At 62.7% G+C, this 15,030-nt stretch carries 10 protein-coding genes; 9 read left to right on the top strand and 1 reads right to left on the bottom strand.

Annotation, left to right across the window (positions count from 1 at the left end; genetic code table 11):
* Window positions 1–89 precede the first annotated feature (89 nt).
* The 8 genes from hsdR to KAK06_RS21990 all read left to right on the top strand — a co-directional run bounded on the left by hsdR (window position 90) and on the right by KAK06_RS21990 (window position 12,712).
* Window positions 90–3,494: a type I restriction-modification system endonuclease gene (gene hsdR / locus KAK06_RS22025; RefSeq protein WP_210804322.1), complete on the top strand. Its 3,405-nt coding sequence runs from the start codon at window positions 90–92 to the stop codon at window positions 3,492–3,494.
* Between the two features lie 12 nt (window positions 3,495–3,506).
* Window positions 3,507–5,117, top strand: coding sequence for a class I SAM-dependent DNA methyltransferase (locus KAK06_RS22020; RefSeq protein WP_210804321.1), 1,611 nt, complete (start codon window positions 3,507–3,509; stop codon window positions 5,115–5,117).
* Window positions 5,114–6,217 carry a PDDEXK nuclease domain-containing protein gene (locus tag KAK06_RS22015; protein WP_375140909.1) on the top strand — a complete coding sequence of 368 codons (1,104 nt, stop codon included), beginning with the start codon at window positions 5,114–5,116 and terminating at the stop codon, window positions 6,215–6,217. Before KAK06_RS22020 ends, KAK06_RS22015 begins: the two co-directional genes overlap by 4 nt.
* Before the next feature lie 193 nt (window positions 6,218–6,410).
* Window positions 6,411–7,928 (top strand): restriction endonuclease subunit S, encoded by a 1,518-nt coding sequence (locus KAK06_RS22010; protein WP_210804320.1) that lies wholly within the window; start codon window positions 6,411–6,413, stop codon window positions 7,926–7,928.
* A complete protein-coding gene (locus KAK06_RS22005; protein WP_210804319.1) occupies window positions 7,918–9,528 on the top strand; it encodes an AAA family ATPase in 1,611 nt (536 codons plus the stop codon). The genes KAK06_RS22010 and KAK06_RS22005 overlap by 11 nt, the downstream gene beginning before the upstream one ends.
* Before the next feature lie 23 nt (window positions 9,529–9,551).
* The gene (locus KAK06_RS22000; protein WP_210804318.1) at window positions 9,552–10,364 is read left to right on the top strand and encodes a hypothetical protein; all 813 of its coding nucleotides are present in this window, start codon (window positions 9,552–9,554) and stop codon (window positions 10,362–10,364) included.
* A gap of 16 nt (window positions 10,365–10,380) precedes the next feature.
* Window positions 10,381–11,736: a hypothetical protein gene (locus KAK06_RS21995; protein WP_210804317.1), complete on the top strand. Its 1,356-nt coding sequence runs from the start codon at window positions 10,381–10,383 to the stop codon at window positions 11,734–11,736.
* A 7-nt stretch (window positions 11,737–11,743) separates the two neighbouring features.
* Window positions 11,744–12,712, top strand: a complete 969-nt coding sequence (locus KAK06_RS21990; RefSeq protein ID WP_210804316.1) for a DUF5655 domain-containing protein — start codon at window positions 11,744–11,746, stop codon at window positions 12,710–12,712.
* Between the two features lie 16 nt (window positions 12,713–12,728).
* Here KAK06_RS21990 and KAK06_RS21985 read toward each other — a convergent pair whose 3' ends face one another.
* Window positions 12,729–13,832 (bottom strand): integrase, encoded by a 1,104-nt coding sequence (locus tag KAK06_RS21985; RefSeq protein ID WP_210804315.1) that lies wholly within the window; start codon window positions 13,830–13,832, stop codon window positions 12,729–12,731.
* A gap of 540 nt (window positions 13,833–14,372) precedes the next feature.
* On the opposite strand from KAK06_RS21985, the gene KAK06_RS21980 reads away from it, so the two are divergent.
* Window positions 14,373–15,030, top strand: a 658-nt coding sequence (locus tag KAK06_RS21980) for an energy transducer TonB (RefSeq protein WP_310741139.1), incomplete at its 3' end; no start/stop codon positions are given.

Here is a 15,030-nt window from a genome sequence, read left to right as displayed (position 1 = left end):
GATTCCGTTCTCCTCGGAGAGCTTCTGAGTCCGTCCCCCACCACCTGGCTGACGTACGATCCGGCTGGGGTGTAGGGGAGAGAGCCGGAATGCCAGAAGCGATACGCTCGAATTTCGACATGCTGCGCGCGTACGAGCCGCAGCTTTGGCGCCTGGGGGCGCTGGCAGAGCGCTATTTCTCCGAAGACCCCAACACCAGCTTGCTCAAGCTGCGGCAGCACGCTGAATTGCTGGCCCAGTCGCTCGCTGCTCGTGGTGGCCTCTACGTCTCTCAGGAAGAGAGCCAGTACGACCTGATCCGCCGCCTGCAAGGCGAGGGCCTGTTGCCGCGCGAGGTCAGGCAGTTGTTCGACCAGATTCGGGTCACCGGCAATGCCGCCAGCCACGCGCTGGAGGGGGACCATGCCAAGGCGCTGGCCACGCTCAAGCTGTCCTGGCAACTCAGCCTGTGGTTCCACCGTACCTTTAAGGCAGCCGACTATCGCTCTGGCCCGTTCATCCCGCCTTCACCGCCCGCAGACGAATCCGCAGACCTGAAGCGCGAGTTGGCGTCGCTGCGCCAAGCCGTTGCCGACCACATGGCCAATGGCGAGAAGGTGTCGGACGCGCTGAAGGCTGCAAGAAGTCAACTCTCGGCTGTCAGCGAGGAACGCCAGCTCTGGGAGCAAATCGCCACCGAGACCGAGCAGGACAAGGCAAAGCTGGCCGAGCAACTGGCCAGCCTGCAAGCCCAGGCCACGGCAGCGCCCCAAGCCGACTTCAGCAAGTTTGTCGCATCTGCGAACCAGGCCGCCAGCCTGGTTCAGCTGGACGAAGCCGAAACCCGCCGGATCATCGACCAGCAACTACGCCAAGCGGGCTGGGAGGCGGATTCGCAAGTGCTGCGATACAGCCAGGGCACCCGCCCGGAGCGAGGCCGAAACATCGCCATCGCGGAATGGCCCTGTGAAGGCTATTCGGCTGACTACGTGCTGTTCCAAGGCCTGGTGCCCATGGCGGTGGTGGAGGCCAAGCGCGAAACCAAGGACGTTTCCGCCGACATCCAGCAGGCCAAGCGCTACAGCCGGACGTTCTCACCCAGCGAGAACACGTCGCTCCACCCGCAGAACTGGGGCGACCAGGGTCAGTTCCGCATCCCCTTCGTTTTTGCAACCAATGGCCGGCCGTACCTGCGGCAGCTGGCCACCAAGAGCGGCATCTGGTTTTGCGACCTTCGGCGCCCCGCCAACCGCAGCCAGGCGCTTGATGGTTGGTACAGCCCAGAGGGCCTGACCGCCCTGCTCCGCCGCGATGAGGCCAAAGCCGACGCCGAGCTGAGCGGCACGCCGTTCAACTACGGCTTCCCTTTGCGGCCCTACCAGCAGGCAGCCATCCGCAAGACCGAGGAATGCATCGCGGCGGGCCAGCGCGACATCCTGTTGGCGATGGCCACTGGCACCGGCAAGACCAAGACCTGCATTGCCCTCATCTACCGGCTACTCAAGGCGCAGCGATACCGCCGCATCCTGTTTCTGGTGGACCGGTCCGCCCTGGGCGAACAAGCAGCCAACGCCTTCAAAGACACCCGCATGGAGCGCCTGCGGACCTTTGCCGAGACCTTCGGCATCAAGGAGCTGGACGCCCAAAGCCCGGAGGCGGACACCGCCGTCCACATCGCCACCGTGCAAGGAATGATGCGCCGGCTGCTGCTGCCCGCTGAGGGCGTAGCGCCGCCCACTGTCGACCAGTACGACTGCATCGTGGTCGACGAATGCCACCGCGGCTACACCTTGGACCGAGAGATGTCCGACACGGAACTGAGCTTCCGTGGCTTTGACGACTACATCTCCAAGTACCGGCGCGTGCTGGACTATTTCGACGCCGTCAAGATCGGTCTGACCGCCACCCCCGCCCTGCACACCAGCGAGATCTTTGGCCCGCCCGTCTTCAACTACAGCTACCGTGAGGCGGTGATCGACGGTTTCCTGGTCGACTACGAGCCCCCCATCCAGATCAAGACCCAGCTGACCGAAAACGGCATGACCTGGAAGGTGGGCGAAGAGGTCAAGGTCTACAACGCGCAACGCAGCCAGATCGAGCTGTTCAAGGCGCCTGACGAAATCAAGCTGCAGGTTGAAGACTTCAACCGCAAGGTGATCACCCGCCCTTTCAACGAGGCCATCTGCGGGTACCTGGCTCAAGAAATCGACCCCAGCGGCCGTCGCAAGACCCTGATCTTCTGCGTCAGCAGCGACCACGCCGACCTGGTGGTCGACGTGCTCAAGGAGGCGCTAGAGGCCCAGTACGGCAGCGTGGAAGACGACGCCGTCATCAAGATCACCGGCAACGCCGACAAGCCATTGGAGCTGATCCGCCGCTTCAAGAACGAACGCCTGCCCAATGTGGCCGTGACGGTGGACCTGCTCACCACCGGGGTGGATGTGCCTGAGATCTGCAACCTGGTGTTCCTGCGCCAGGTGAACAGCCGCATCCTGTTCGATCAGATGCTCGGCCGTGCCACCCGCCTGTGCAGCTTCAACGGCGAGGCCAAGGACAGCTTCCGCGTGTTCGACGCCGTGCGCATCTTCGAGGCCATTGGCGACATGACCGACATGAAGCCCGTGGTGGTCAACCCAAAATTGAGCTTCGCGCAGCTGGCACAAGAACTCACCCAGGTCGACAACGATGCCGCGCGCGAGCTGGTGCGCGAGCAATTCCTGGCCAAGCTGCAGGTCAAGAAGCGCCACCTGAAAGGCCAGGCGGCCCAAGACTTTGAAACTCAGGCTGGCATGCCGCCGGATGCCTTCATCAAGCAGCTGAAGGCCTTGAGCCTGTCCGAGGTGGCCAGCTGGTTCACCCAGAACCCCGGGTTGGCCGAGATCCTGGATCGCAAGTCAGCGGCCGCTGGCCAGCCCATGTATGTCTCCGACCACCCCGACGAGTTTCTGCGTGCAGACCGTGGATACGGCAAGGCCAGCAAGCCCCAGGACTACCTGGACGAGTTCAAGGCCTTCATTAACAGCCACAGCAACGAGCTGCCTGCCCTGATGGCCGTGCTGACCAAGCCGCGCGACCTCACCCGCAAGCAGCTGAAAGAGCTGGCCTTGGCGCTGGACAAAGCAGGCTTCAGCGAAGCCCGCTTGGCCACCGCCTGGCGCGAACTGAGCAACCAGGACATTGCCGCCCACATCGTCGGCTACATTCGCCAAGCCGCCTTGGGCGACGCCCTGCTGCCCTACAGTGAGCGGGTCGATCATGCCCTGCAAACCCTGCTGGCCCAGCCGCCTGGCGGCAAGCCTTGGACCACGCCGCAGCGCGACTGGCTCAAGCGCATCGCCGCGCAGACCAAGGCCAACGGCCTTGTTGACCGCGAAGCCTTGGACGACCCAGACCTGCTCTTCAAGCGAGAGGGCGGCGGGTTCGCTCGTTTGGATAAAGTGTTCAATGGCCAGCTCCAACCGGTGCTGGACGCCTTCAATGATGCGCTCTGGGCACCACCTGCTCAAAGCGCCTGATCCTGTTTTCTGATGTCCACCTCCCCCCAGGCCGCCCAAGACATTGGCGCCAAACTCTGGTCGCTGTGCCATGTGTTGCGTGACGACGGCGTCACCTACCACCAGTACCTCAGCGAGCTGACCTACCTGCTCTTCCTGAAGATGATGAAGGAGACCGGCCAGGAAGACCGGCTCAAGGTGTGGATCCGCCCCAGGAAATCCGAGCCCGCTGTGGAGCAACCCGGTACCCGCTGGGACGACCTGCTCAGCGCCTCGGCGCCAGAACGGTTGGACACCTACAAAGAGATGCTGCTGAGCTACGGTTTGCACGGCCACGGCGCCGTGCAAGCGATCTACGCCAACGCCAACACCTTCATCACCAAACCTGCCACCCTCAGCAAGCTGGTGACGGAGATTGACGCGCTGGACTGGTACAGCGTGCAGCGCGATGACTTGGGCGACCTGTACGAGAACCTGCTGGAACGCAACGCCACTGAGAAGAAGAGCGGTGCCGGTCAGTACTTCACCCCGCGCCACCTCATCGACAGCATCGTGGCCGTGATGAAGCCACAGCTCAGCGACGTGATCCAGGACCCAGCAGCTGGCACCTGTGGCTTCCCCATTGCGGCCAACAACTACCTGCGCGCCCACAACAATTTCGACAGCCTGGACGAAGCTGCGCAACGCCGCTATCGGCACGCCACTTTCTACTGCATGGAGCTGGTGCAAGACACCCACCGCCTGGCGCTGATGAACATGCTGCTGCATGGCATTGAAGGCGGCGTGGCCTATGGCGACACCCTGGGCGACGAAGGCACACAGCTGCCACCTGCCACCCTCATCCTGTCAAACCCACCCTTCGGCACGAAGAAGGGCGGCGGCCTGCCCACCCGCAAAGACCTCACCTACGAGACCAGCAACAAGCAGTTCGCCTTTCTACAGCACATCTACCGCAACCTGGCGCCCGGCGGCCGTGCCGCCGTGGTGCTGCCCGACAACGTGCTTTTCGAAAGCAACGTGGGCACCAGCATCCGCCGCGACCTGATGGACAAGTGCAACCTCCATACCATCCTGCGCCTGCCCACCGGCATCTTCTACGCCCAGGGCGTGAAGACCAACGTGCTGTTCTTCGCCAAGGGCGAAGGAAGGGGCAAAGACAGCGACAAGAGCAACACCAAGGAAGTGTGGGTCTACGACATGCGCGCCAACATGCCGCAGTTTGGCAAGCGCACCCCATTCACCCGCGACTACTTCCGCACGCCCGCTGACGCGCCCGCCGATGTGCCGCGCGACAAGTTCGAAGACGTCTTCGGCCCAGACCCCAAGGGCGGCCCTGCCGCCCTTGCCCAACGTGTGGACACGGGCGACACCGGCCGCTGGCGCAAGTTCACCCGGCAGCAGATCGCCGATCGAGGCGACAACCTGGACCTGGCCTGGCTCAAGGACGATGGCGGCGACGCCGACCAACAACAGCGCGAAGACCCCGCCTTGCTGGCCCGCCTGGCCATGCGCGAGATGAACGCTGCCCTGCTGGAGCTGCGCGCCCTGGTGGAAGCCCTGGGCGAAGACCCCGACGTGGAACTGGACGAACTGCTGCCCGACGAGGCCGGCGATGTCGATACCCGAGAAGGGGCCGGCGCGTGAGCCAGCCAGAGCCCACTCTGCCGAATGGCGGCGCGCTGCTGGCGGTAGACCTCCACGCCGAGTTGCGCACGCTGATCGCCACCAGCCGCCAGCGCCTGGCCGGCGCGGTGAACGCCGAGCTCACCCGCCTGTACTGGACCGTGGGCCAGCGCATCCACACCGAGCTCTTGCAAGGCGAGCGTGCCGCTTACGGCGCGCGCCTCATCAACGAGTTGGGCACGCAGCTGGCCAGCGAGTTCGGCCGCGGCTTTGAGGCCAAGAACCTGCAGCGCATGCGCCAGTTTGCCCAGGCCTTCCCCGCCGTCGAGATTGTCGCGACGCTGTCACGACAATTGAGCTGGAGCCACATCCTGGGCCTGCTGCCCCTCAAGAGCGCCGCCGCCCGGCAGTTCTACGCCGCGCAGTGCTCCGAGCAAGCCTGGAGCGTGCGCGAGCTACGCCGCCAGATCGACCGCAAGGCCTTCGAGCGCAGCCAGATTGCCAGCGCCCAGCTGGGCGCGGCACCGCTGACCACGGCCAGCACGGGTAACGGTGCCAACGCGAGTGCGCTCACCCTCACGCCACCGGCCCAAGTCTTCAAGGACCCTTACTTCCTGGACTTCCTGGGCCTGCGCCAAGGCTATGACGAGGCCGACCTCGAAGCCGCCATCCTGCGCCAACTGGAGGCCTTCATCCTAGAGCTGGGCCGCGGCTTTGCCTTTGTGGAGCGGCAAAAACGCATGGTCATCGATGGCGATGACTTTTACCTGGATCTGCTCTTCTTCCACCGCCGCCTGCGTCGCCTGGTGGCCATCGAGCTCAAGCTCGGCCGCTTCAAGGCCGCGCACAAGGGCCAGATGGAGCTTTACCTGAAATGGCTGGACAAGCACGAGCGCCAGCCCGGTGAAGAGGCGCCAATCGGCCTGATCCTCTGCGCCGAATCCAGCCGCGAGCAAGTGGAGCTGCTGCAGATGCACAAGGACGGCATCACCGTGGCTGAGTATTGGACCGAGCTGCCGCCCAAGGCGGATCTCGAGCAGCGGCTGCATCAGGCGCTGGTGGAGGCGAGGGAGACGATAGCGAGGCGGGGGGTGTTGTTGGAGGGGGATGCAGATGAGTGAATTACCAGATAGCTGGACAGTACGGCCCTTTGGCGAACTCAATCAGTTCTCAAGCAGCTCCGTTGACCCGTCTGCACGGCCTGACCAAGTCTTTGAGCTGTACAGCGTTCCCAGTTTCCCTAGTGGACGGCCAGAGCTAACACTCGGGAGCGCTATTGGTTCAACGAAGCAGACCGTCGCACCCTGCGACGTTTTGATCTGCAAGATCAACCCTCGCATCAATCGCGTTTGGACCGTTGGGCCGAAGACGGACAAGCCGCAAATAGCGTCGTCGGAGTGGATCGGATTTCGGTCGGAAGCAGTACAGCCAGCGTTCGCGAACTACTACTTCAAGAGCCTGGCCTTTAGAGATCTGTTGTGCAGTGAAGTAGCTGGTGTTGGTGGCTCACTCACGCGGGCGCAGCCCAAACGAGTGGCCGTGTATCCGGTCCCTGTTGCGCCGGTTGCTGAGCAAACCCGCATCGCCGACCATCTCGATACCTTGATGGCCCGCATCAAGGCCTGCAACGATCACCTCGATGCCATCCCGGGGCTGCTCAGGCGGTTTCGGCAGGCGGTGCTCGACGCCGCGACTTTCGGTAGTCTTACCGAAGACTGGCGGAACGAACAGGATTCGTTGCCACCGACAACAGAGCTGGTCCATGCGATGAATGCAGATCACATGGCCGCCGGAGGGCATGAGCGCGGCAATGCATCTGAGCCAACTCAAGAAGCCCACGATCTCACTTCTGCCCGACTTCCAGGTGGCTGGGAGATCAGCACCCTGCGTGACTGCTGCCTCCCTGGTCGACCGATTACCTACGGCATTCTGAAACCCGGACCTGAACTGGACGAAGGGGTTCCATACATCCGTGTCGCGGATTTCCCCGGGAACAAGCTGAACCTGCAATCCATTAAACGTACAAGTCCGGCGATCGACCTTCAGTTCAAACGCGCCAGATTGATAGGAGGCGACCTGCTGTTATCCATCCGCGGCAGCGTTGGCCGGCTGATTGTGATTCCGCCTTCACTTGAGGGCGCAAATATCACGCAGGACACGGCACGACTCTCGATTAACCCGCGCCTCAATGCTCGATTTGTCTACTACGCGTTGCTGTCTCCCGACGCGCAGCGACGTATGGCGAATGCTGTGCGTGGCGTCGCCGTCCGCGGAATCAACATCGGCGATGTACGTGCACTTCAAATTCCCCTGCCGTCTTTGACTGAGCAGAATGAGATTGTGCGCCGAGTTGATGAGCTCTTCTTCTTGGCAGAGCATATCGAAGCGCGCTGGTACGGTTCAAGAGCCCGTGCGCAGCGGTTGCTTCCGCAGGTCCTGCAGAAGGCCTTCCGCGGTGACTTGCTACCGCAAGATGCCAATGACGAGCCAGCCAGCGCCCTGCTTGCTCGCCTCACTACAGCCCGCAATCAGGCAAATGCGGAACCCAAAGCGCGCAAAGCCCGCGCCCCGCGCGCCGCGCGCACTCTGCCGTCCAAGTCATCCTCAAGCACAGCCATGCCCACCAAAAGCCGCCAAGACGAAGACGTAAAAGGCCTGCCTTACCTCGCCGGTCACCTGCGCCGCCTGGGCCGACCAGTGGACGCCAAGACCTTGTATGAGGCCTCCGAACTGCCGGTCGCCGACTTCTACAAGCAGCTCACCTGGGAGATCGCCGAAGGCCATGTGAAGGACTTGGACCCACTGATGGAGCCTGCCCACCATGAGGCTTGATCGGGTCTACATCGACGGCTTCAAGAACCTAAAGGGTTTGGCGCTGGACTTTGATGAACGCCAGCTCACCACGGTTCTGATCGGCCAGAACGGGGCGGGCAAGTCCAACCTGATCGAGGCGCTGGTGCATGTATTTCGGTGGGTGGACATGCGCCGCCAAGCACCGCCGTTCCGTTACAGGGTGGACTACCGCATCAACCCTCAGGACAGACACAGCCTGGTCAACCAGCCTGTGCATATCACGCTGAGCAACCGCCCTGGCGAGCCCGAGCTGGCGGTGGAGGGCACAGCGGTGACGCGCGCCGAGTTCGAGCGCAACAAAGCCCACTGGTTCCCCGATCTCGTGTTTGGCTACTACTCGGGCGGCAGCCGTCGCCTGGAGTCGCTGTTCGACGCGCACCAGCGGCGCTACTACGATGCCATCAAGCTGGAAGACGACCCCGCGCTGTGCACCGCCGCGCAAAGCGAGCGGCGGCTGTTCTATTGCCGGCCGATTCATGGCGTGCTGGCGTTGATCTCGTTGTTCGCCTTCCCTGATGAACGGGTCACGCGGGAGCTAGGCGAGCGGCTGGGCATCCAAGGTTTTCACTCGCTGCTGGCACACTTGCGTCAGCCCTGGTTTGCCAAGAGCAAGAGCAAGGGGGTGGACCGCTCGCCCGAGAACCTGTGGGGCGCCGCCGGCCCCGCAGGCCGCACGGCCCACGCGTTCAAGGCCGCCGCCTTCTACCCGTTCGCCCTGCAGGGCAACGCGATCGACGACTACCGCGACAAGCAGCAGAGCGAGTCGCAATACGCCGCCTACCTGCGCTCGCCTGACGCGCTGAAGGCATTCGCAAAGAACTTCAAGAGCGAGCGAGAGCTGTTCTATGCGCTGGAGGCCATGGACATCTCGGACCTCATCCGCGACATGCTGGTGTGGGTGCTTCGCAGCAACGATGCTTCGGGTGATGTGGGCTTTGCCGATCTTTCCGACGGCGAACGCCAACTGCTGATGGTGCTGGGCCTGATCCGTGTCTCCAGCGGCCAACGCGCGCTTTTCCTGCTCGACGAGCCGGATACCCACCTCAACCCGCACTGGCAACACAGCTACCTGAAGCTGATCCAGGACTGGACGGGTATCGCCGCTGACGCCGACAACTGCCACATCGTGCTGACCTCCCACAACCCGCTGACAATCTCAGCACTGACGCGCAATGAGGTGCGGGTGATCACGCAGGAAGCGGACGGGCGAGTGACGGCCGGCGCTCCGTATGCAGACCCGAAGGGCATGGGCTTTACGGCCACGCTCACCGAGATATTCGGCATGCCAACGAGCTTGGACGTCGAGACCCAGCGCTTGATAGATGACCGCAACTTGTTAGCACAGAGCCCGACGAGGACTGACGCCGACGAGCGCCGCCTGATTCAACTCAATGACGATCTCGCACGACTCGGCTTCCTCTACGAAGACCGCGAACCCCTGTACCAGGACTTCTTGCGCGCATGGCATGACGTCCGGTATGCAGACCGACCACCGTTGACGCCAGACGAGCTTCAGCGGCGACAAGCCGGGATGAAACTGTTGATCAGGAAGCTGACCGAGGAAGGGGCCAAGCCTTGATCTATGTGAGGTGCGACCCGACCATGATCCCGCAGAAGGTGCTTGACGTTGCGGCAAGAGCACAGGCTGCGTTGGAGGCCAAGCCAGAGGCCGAGAGAAAGGCGTTCATCGAGAAGAAGGCTCACGTCTGGCGTGCGTTTGCTCGGTACCTGGCCAAGATGTCCTACGGAAAATGCTGGTACTCGGAGAGCAATGACCCACAGTCGTTCTTTGACGTGGATCACTTTCGGCCGAAGAAGGCGGCCAAGCGAGCCGATGCCAAAGAGGACGATGGCTACCCGTGGTTGGCCTTCTCAGTCGCGAACTTTCGGTACGCGGCGGGCAGGTCAAACAGGCTGAGCACTGACGAAGCCACCGAAGAAACGGTAGGCAAGGGCAGCTGGTTTCCGTTGTTGGACGGCAGCCCGTGCGCGTCGTGGGTTGACAGATGTGTCGACCAAGAGAGGCCAGTGCTGCTCGACCCAACGGTGAGGGGTGATGTGGCACTCATTGACATCGACCCTGACGATGGCCGAGCCGTCGCCAGCAGAACCTGCCTTGGTGCACCTAAGCAGCTTCGCGTTGCCAGATCCATCGAGCTCTATGGTCTCAATCTGGGCAACCTGATCACCGCCCGCAAGCGGGTGATGCGCGACGTAGAGAACCATTACAAGAACCTCATGGATATCGTCGGCAATGCGGCAGACATGGCAGCTGTAGACAGGCTCCAGGAGCAAATGCGCGAGGCCACGGTTCCCAGCGCACCCTACGCACGGGCAGCCAGATCAAAGATGTTTGCCATGGGCGCGGGCGCGTTCTGCGCTCAACCCGAAGACATTGTCAAGGCAGACCAATAGCTCCCAGGAGGAAGGCATGGCACGTAACCCCAACGCATCACGGACTAGCTATTCTGGTTACTTCCTTGCCTTCGAGCCCGCGCGAACGGAAAAGGTCGCTGAACGCCTCCACAACCCTGGCGAAGCTTCTGAGTCCTTTTCAGCGATGGACTGGAAATTCGAGCGACGAGAAGTCGCTCTACTCTCACTAGAACCCGGGGAGTTCACCATAGGCGCCCTGGTGTTGATGGATCGGATGCACGGTAGTGGCGGCACTGGCACGCTGAAAATGCGCATGTGGTCTCCGGTGATCATCGAAGACCCAATCAAACCAGGAGAGATTGCAGATGAATTTCCTGCTGTGGATCGGCTCTGCACTGCTGAGAGGTTCAAGCGAATCCCATCTATTGAGTGGCCGCTGGTACTGGAAGCGATCAAGCGGGTTCGCCCCGCATTGGCCAAACGAATTGATGCCTTGGTTGCAATGCGAGAAAAGCAGCGCCATCTGGCTGGGAATGACAAGAAAATTCGTCGTCTGACCGAGCAGCGTGACGCAATCGGTTTGGCACTGGATATTGCATCACTAAATCGGAAGGCCATTTTGCGGAAGGCAGATCTTTCGCATATAGATGCAGCTAGTTCGGCCTTGGAACTGTTGGATGCTGAGCCCTTGCAAGAACAGGATCTGATCAGGCAAGACCAGAGAGTCTTCAAAGGCCTATTGAAACTCGATGATTTCAAAGCAGCTCGTTTCGAAGGCACTGGTGATCGCGAGGTGCGCGTTTACGTGTACGACAAGAAGCCCTTGGAGACGGTACTCGGCATCGACCTGTTAATTTTCTTGGCAGACTTCAAATCATACCTGCTCCTGCAGTACAAATGCATGGAACCCAAAAGTGACGATCATGGCAAGACTTGGTCTTACTTAGTCGACCCCCAGCTCAGCAAACAAATCAAGGCCATGGACACCGCGATGAATGCGATAAGACTCCTACCCATGCCTGCGTCGACTTCGATGAGAGACTGGCGGCTGAGTGAGGAGACTTTCTACTTCAAGTTCTGCGAAACCACCAGCCCCGACGCCAGGGACGATGCGTTGGTCGCTGGCATAACTCTCGGCCATTCCCACCTCAAGAGATTCCTCGAGTTACCGGAAGCCATTGGGGCAAACGGCGGCAAACGCATCGGATACAGCAATTGCCCGAGGTACCTCAACAATACCCAGTTCGTTGATCTGGCGCGCGAAGGCTGGATCGGCTGTGACCAGCGCGGCTACGCTTTGATCTCAGCCGTCATCAAGGCCGGCCAAGCGGATGGGCGAAGGGCAATGTACGCGGTCATCAAGGGCAGCGGAGCAAAGACCGCTGCGGACAGGCGAAAACGCATCCAGTGAGGACCCAATGAGCGACATCCAACTGTTCCGCCTCGCCAACGGCCAAGCCACTGAACTCAAGGGCGAGGCGTCCGATCTGGAAAAGCCCTTGCAATCGCTGATTGAGGCCAACCTGGAGCCGCTGCTGGGAGCCCGTTTCCTGGCCACCGAGTATTCGACCGGCAAGACCCATGGTGGCCGCATCGACAGCCTGGGGCTGGACGAGAACCACTGCCCGGTGATCCTGGAGTACAAGCGCTCAGTCGGCGAGAACGTCATCAACCAGGGCTTGTTCTACCTGGACTGGCTGATGGACCACAAGGCCGAGTTCAAGCTGCTGGTGCTGGAGAAGTTTGGCCCGGCAGCGGCGGACGCCATCGACTGGAGTGGACCGCGGCTGGTGTGCATCGCGGCGGACTTCACCAAGTATGACGGCCACGCGGTGCAGCAGATCGACCGCAACATTGAGCTGATCCGCTACCGCCGGTTTGGCACCGACCTGCTGCTGTTCGAGCTGGTCAACGCCACCTCGGCCTCGGCTCCCAAGCCTACTGCGGCGGGCAAGGCCGCCAAGCCGGCCAAGGACGCCAACGAGTCTGGTACGGAGAAGGTCGTTGGCCCTGACAAGACCTACGCAGAGACGCTGGCCACCTTGCCCGCGCCACTGCTGGCCGTGCTGGCCTCACTGGAGGACTACACCCTATCGTTGGGCGATGACGTGCAACGCAAGGAGCTGCGCCTGTACGTCGCTTTCAAGCGCTTGAAGAACTTCGCCACGCTGGTGCCCCAAAAGGGCCGACTGTTGCTCTACCTGCACCTGGAGCCAGCCGCGGTGACGAAGGCCTTGCCCAACGCCGAGGATGTGTCACAGAAGGGGCACTGGGGCACAGGGGATGTCGCGGTTTCGCTAACCTCACTGGCAGATCTGGACGCCGCCAAGCCGTTCATCCTGGCCGCTTACGAAGGGCGAGCGGGAACACCGAAGGCGCTCGCTTGATGGTTCCCGGTGGCGCCTAAGCCAGGCGCTTTGCCAGGTCCTCCGCTCTGGGGTGGTAGTACCGCATCAGCATCCTTGGGTCCTTGTGCCCGGTGATCTTGGTCAGCTCATGCATCGGAAAAATCGAGGCCAGTCGCGACGTGGCCTCATGCCGAAGATCGTGAAAGCGCAGGTCCGTGAGCAAGGCCGGCTCCGGCTTGCGCTTCGCCGCCTTGCACTCGTCGACATAGGCCTCCCGAGCGCGCAGCACCGCGCGCTCGAACGCCCGCGTGATGGCGTCACTGCGGACAGGAAACACTCGCCCGGCTGCGACATCCTCGGACTCCGCCTCGCGGGCCGCCTTCAGCTCAGCCAACACCGCCACCGCCCGAGAGGACAACGGCACATCGCGCGAGCTGCCATTTTTCGTCGCCGGCAGGTGCGCAACGCGCCTGGCCAGGTCGACGTGCTCCCAGCGCAGCTCGGCCAGCTCGCCACGGCGCATGGCTGTCTCCACGGCCAGCCAGACGATGGCCGGCAGCACGGCCGAGCCGCTGGCCGCCACAACGCGCTCCAGCTCGCCATCGCTGGCCTGGCGCTGCCCTTCCCCTTCCGCTGCATCCGAGGGGCCTTCAGAGGCCGCCAAACGCCGCGTACGGCCGTTGTTGGGCTGGGGCTTGCGCACCAGCTCGACGGGGTTGGACAGGCTCTCCATGCCCCATTCCTTGCGCGCCACGCTGAACACGTGCGACAGCACCGCCAGGCGGCGCAACACGGTGGCCGGTTGGTAGGTCTTCAGCCACTCGTCGCGCAGCTTGACCAGGTCGGAACTGCGCACGGCCGAGAGTGGCCGCTTCGCCAGGGGCTGCGCGCACCATGCTTTGAGCACCGATGCCTCTTGCACGGCACCCTTCTTGTGGGGCACCACTTCGGCCTCATAGCGAGCCAGCGCCTCGTGCAACAGCGTGGCCTCAGCCTCGCCACGGCTGATCCAGACGCCCCGAGCCATCTCGGACTCGATCATCTTGGCCCAGGCCTCGGCCTCGGCCTTGGTGTTGAAGGTCTTGCTCTGCGCGGGGTAGCCGCGCCTGCGGATCTGGGCCTCCCACTGGTACGGCCCTCGTTTGCGGATCGCTGCCACGATGCCTCGCCTGCTCTGTTGGAGTGTGGCAAAATTGTGGCATCAATTCACAGATTGATTTGTAGGCCCTGCAATCATTGGTGTGACATTGGCTTTCGCAATGCGAAGGTCGGGAGTTCGATCCTCCTCGTCTCCACCACTGAGCCACCACACCCCTACCGATCACCGCCAGGTGCCCGGTCAGCGCAAGGGCTGCACCATCCGGTCGCAGCCCTTTGCTTTTTTCCGGGCGCTTCGCCTGGTACTGGGGCAAGTCCGGAGGATCGGCCTGGTTGAGTCGATGTAGTATTGCTACTTCATTCACCGACAAGAAGCTGTAGTTTGCCTCCAGTCACCAAACTGACAAACTGGCAACCACTCGGCTCAGACCCAGGTACGCAACCTGCTTAAGCTATGCAAGGCGGTCACCGGCGCATTTCTATAGGGTGATTGCCTGTGCCGCCGACGCCCTGATGACGGCTATAGTGCCAGTTACCGGGGCTCATGAGGCCCTTTTCAACGACAAGTACAGCACCCACACGGGGTGACTGGAGGAACCGAGTGGATTTCGCTGAATCGCAGCGCAGCCCCACCAAACATCCGGTGGGTCTGATCGTCGTGGCGCTGATGCACGTGGTGGTCGGCTACGCGCTGGTCAACGGCCTGGCGCGCAAGATCGTCGAGGTGGTCAAGGCCCCGATCGAGACCAAGATCATCGAGGAGGTCAAGCCGCCGCCGCCGCCGCCGCCCGAGAACCTGCCGCCGCCGCCGAAGAACCTGCCGCCGCCGCCGTCCTTCGTGCCGCCGCCCGAGGTCAACGTGGCGCCGCAGCCGACCAACGCGCCGACGATCACCACCACCAACGTCGCGCCGCCGCCGGCTCCGGTGTTCGCGCCCGCAGCGCCGCCCGCGCCGCCGGCCCCGCCCGCGCCGCCCAAGCCGCAGGCCCGCCCGGCGCAAATTGACGTGGGCAGCTGCGCCAAGCCCGAGTACCCCGGCGCCGCCGCGCGGGCCGAGGCCACCGGCATCACCCGCATCCGCTTCACGGTCGATGCCGAGGGCAAGGTCTCGAAGGCCGAGATCACCGGCCCCTCGGGCTCGAGCCGCGAGCACCGCCTGCTCGACCGCACCGCGGTCGATGCGCTGAGCGCCTGCAAGTTCAAACCCGGCATTGACGAGGCGGGCAAGCCCGTCGGTGCCTTCGCCAACGTCGAATACG

This window comes from Ideonella aquatica (genome assembly GCF_018069755.1).
Lineage (GTDB): Bacteria > Pseudomonadota > Gammaproteobacteria > Burkholderiales > Burkholderiaceae_C > Ideonella > Ideonella aquatica.
This window is presented reverse-complemented; position numbering and strand designations above follow the sequence as displayed.

Coding starts and splice junctions, on each gene's coding strand:
- KAK06_RS21995 (WP_210804317.1), top strand. CDS start 10,381: ATGGCACGTAACCCCAACGCATCACGGACTAGCTATTCTGGTTACTTC.
- KAK06_RS21990 (WP_210804316.1), top strand. CDS start 11,744: ATGAGCGACATCCAACTGTTCCGCCTCGCCAACGGCCAAGCCACTGAA.
- KAK06_RS22000 (WP_210804318.1), top strand. CDS start 9,552: ATGATCCCGCAGAAGGTGCTTGACGTTGCGGCAAGAGCACAGGCTGCG.
- hsdR (WP_210804322.1), top strand. CDS start 90: ATGCCAGAAGCGATACGCTCGAATTTCGACATGCTGCGCGCGTACGAG.
- KAK06_RS22020 (WP_210804321.1), top strand. CDS start 3,507: ATGTCCACCTCCCCCCAGGCCGCCCAAGACATTGGCGCCAAACTCTGG.
- KAK06_RS22005 (WP_210804319.1), top strand. CDS start 7,918: ATGAGGCTTGATCGGGTCTACATCGACGGCTTCAAGAACCTAAAGGGT.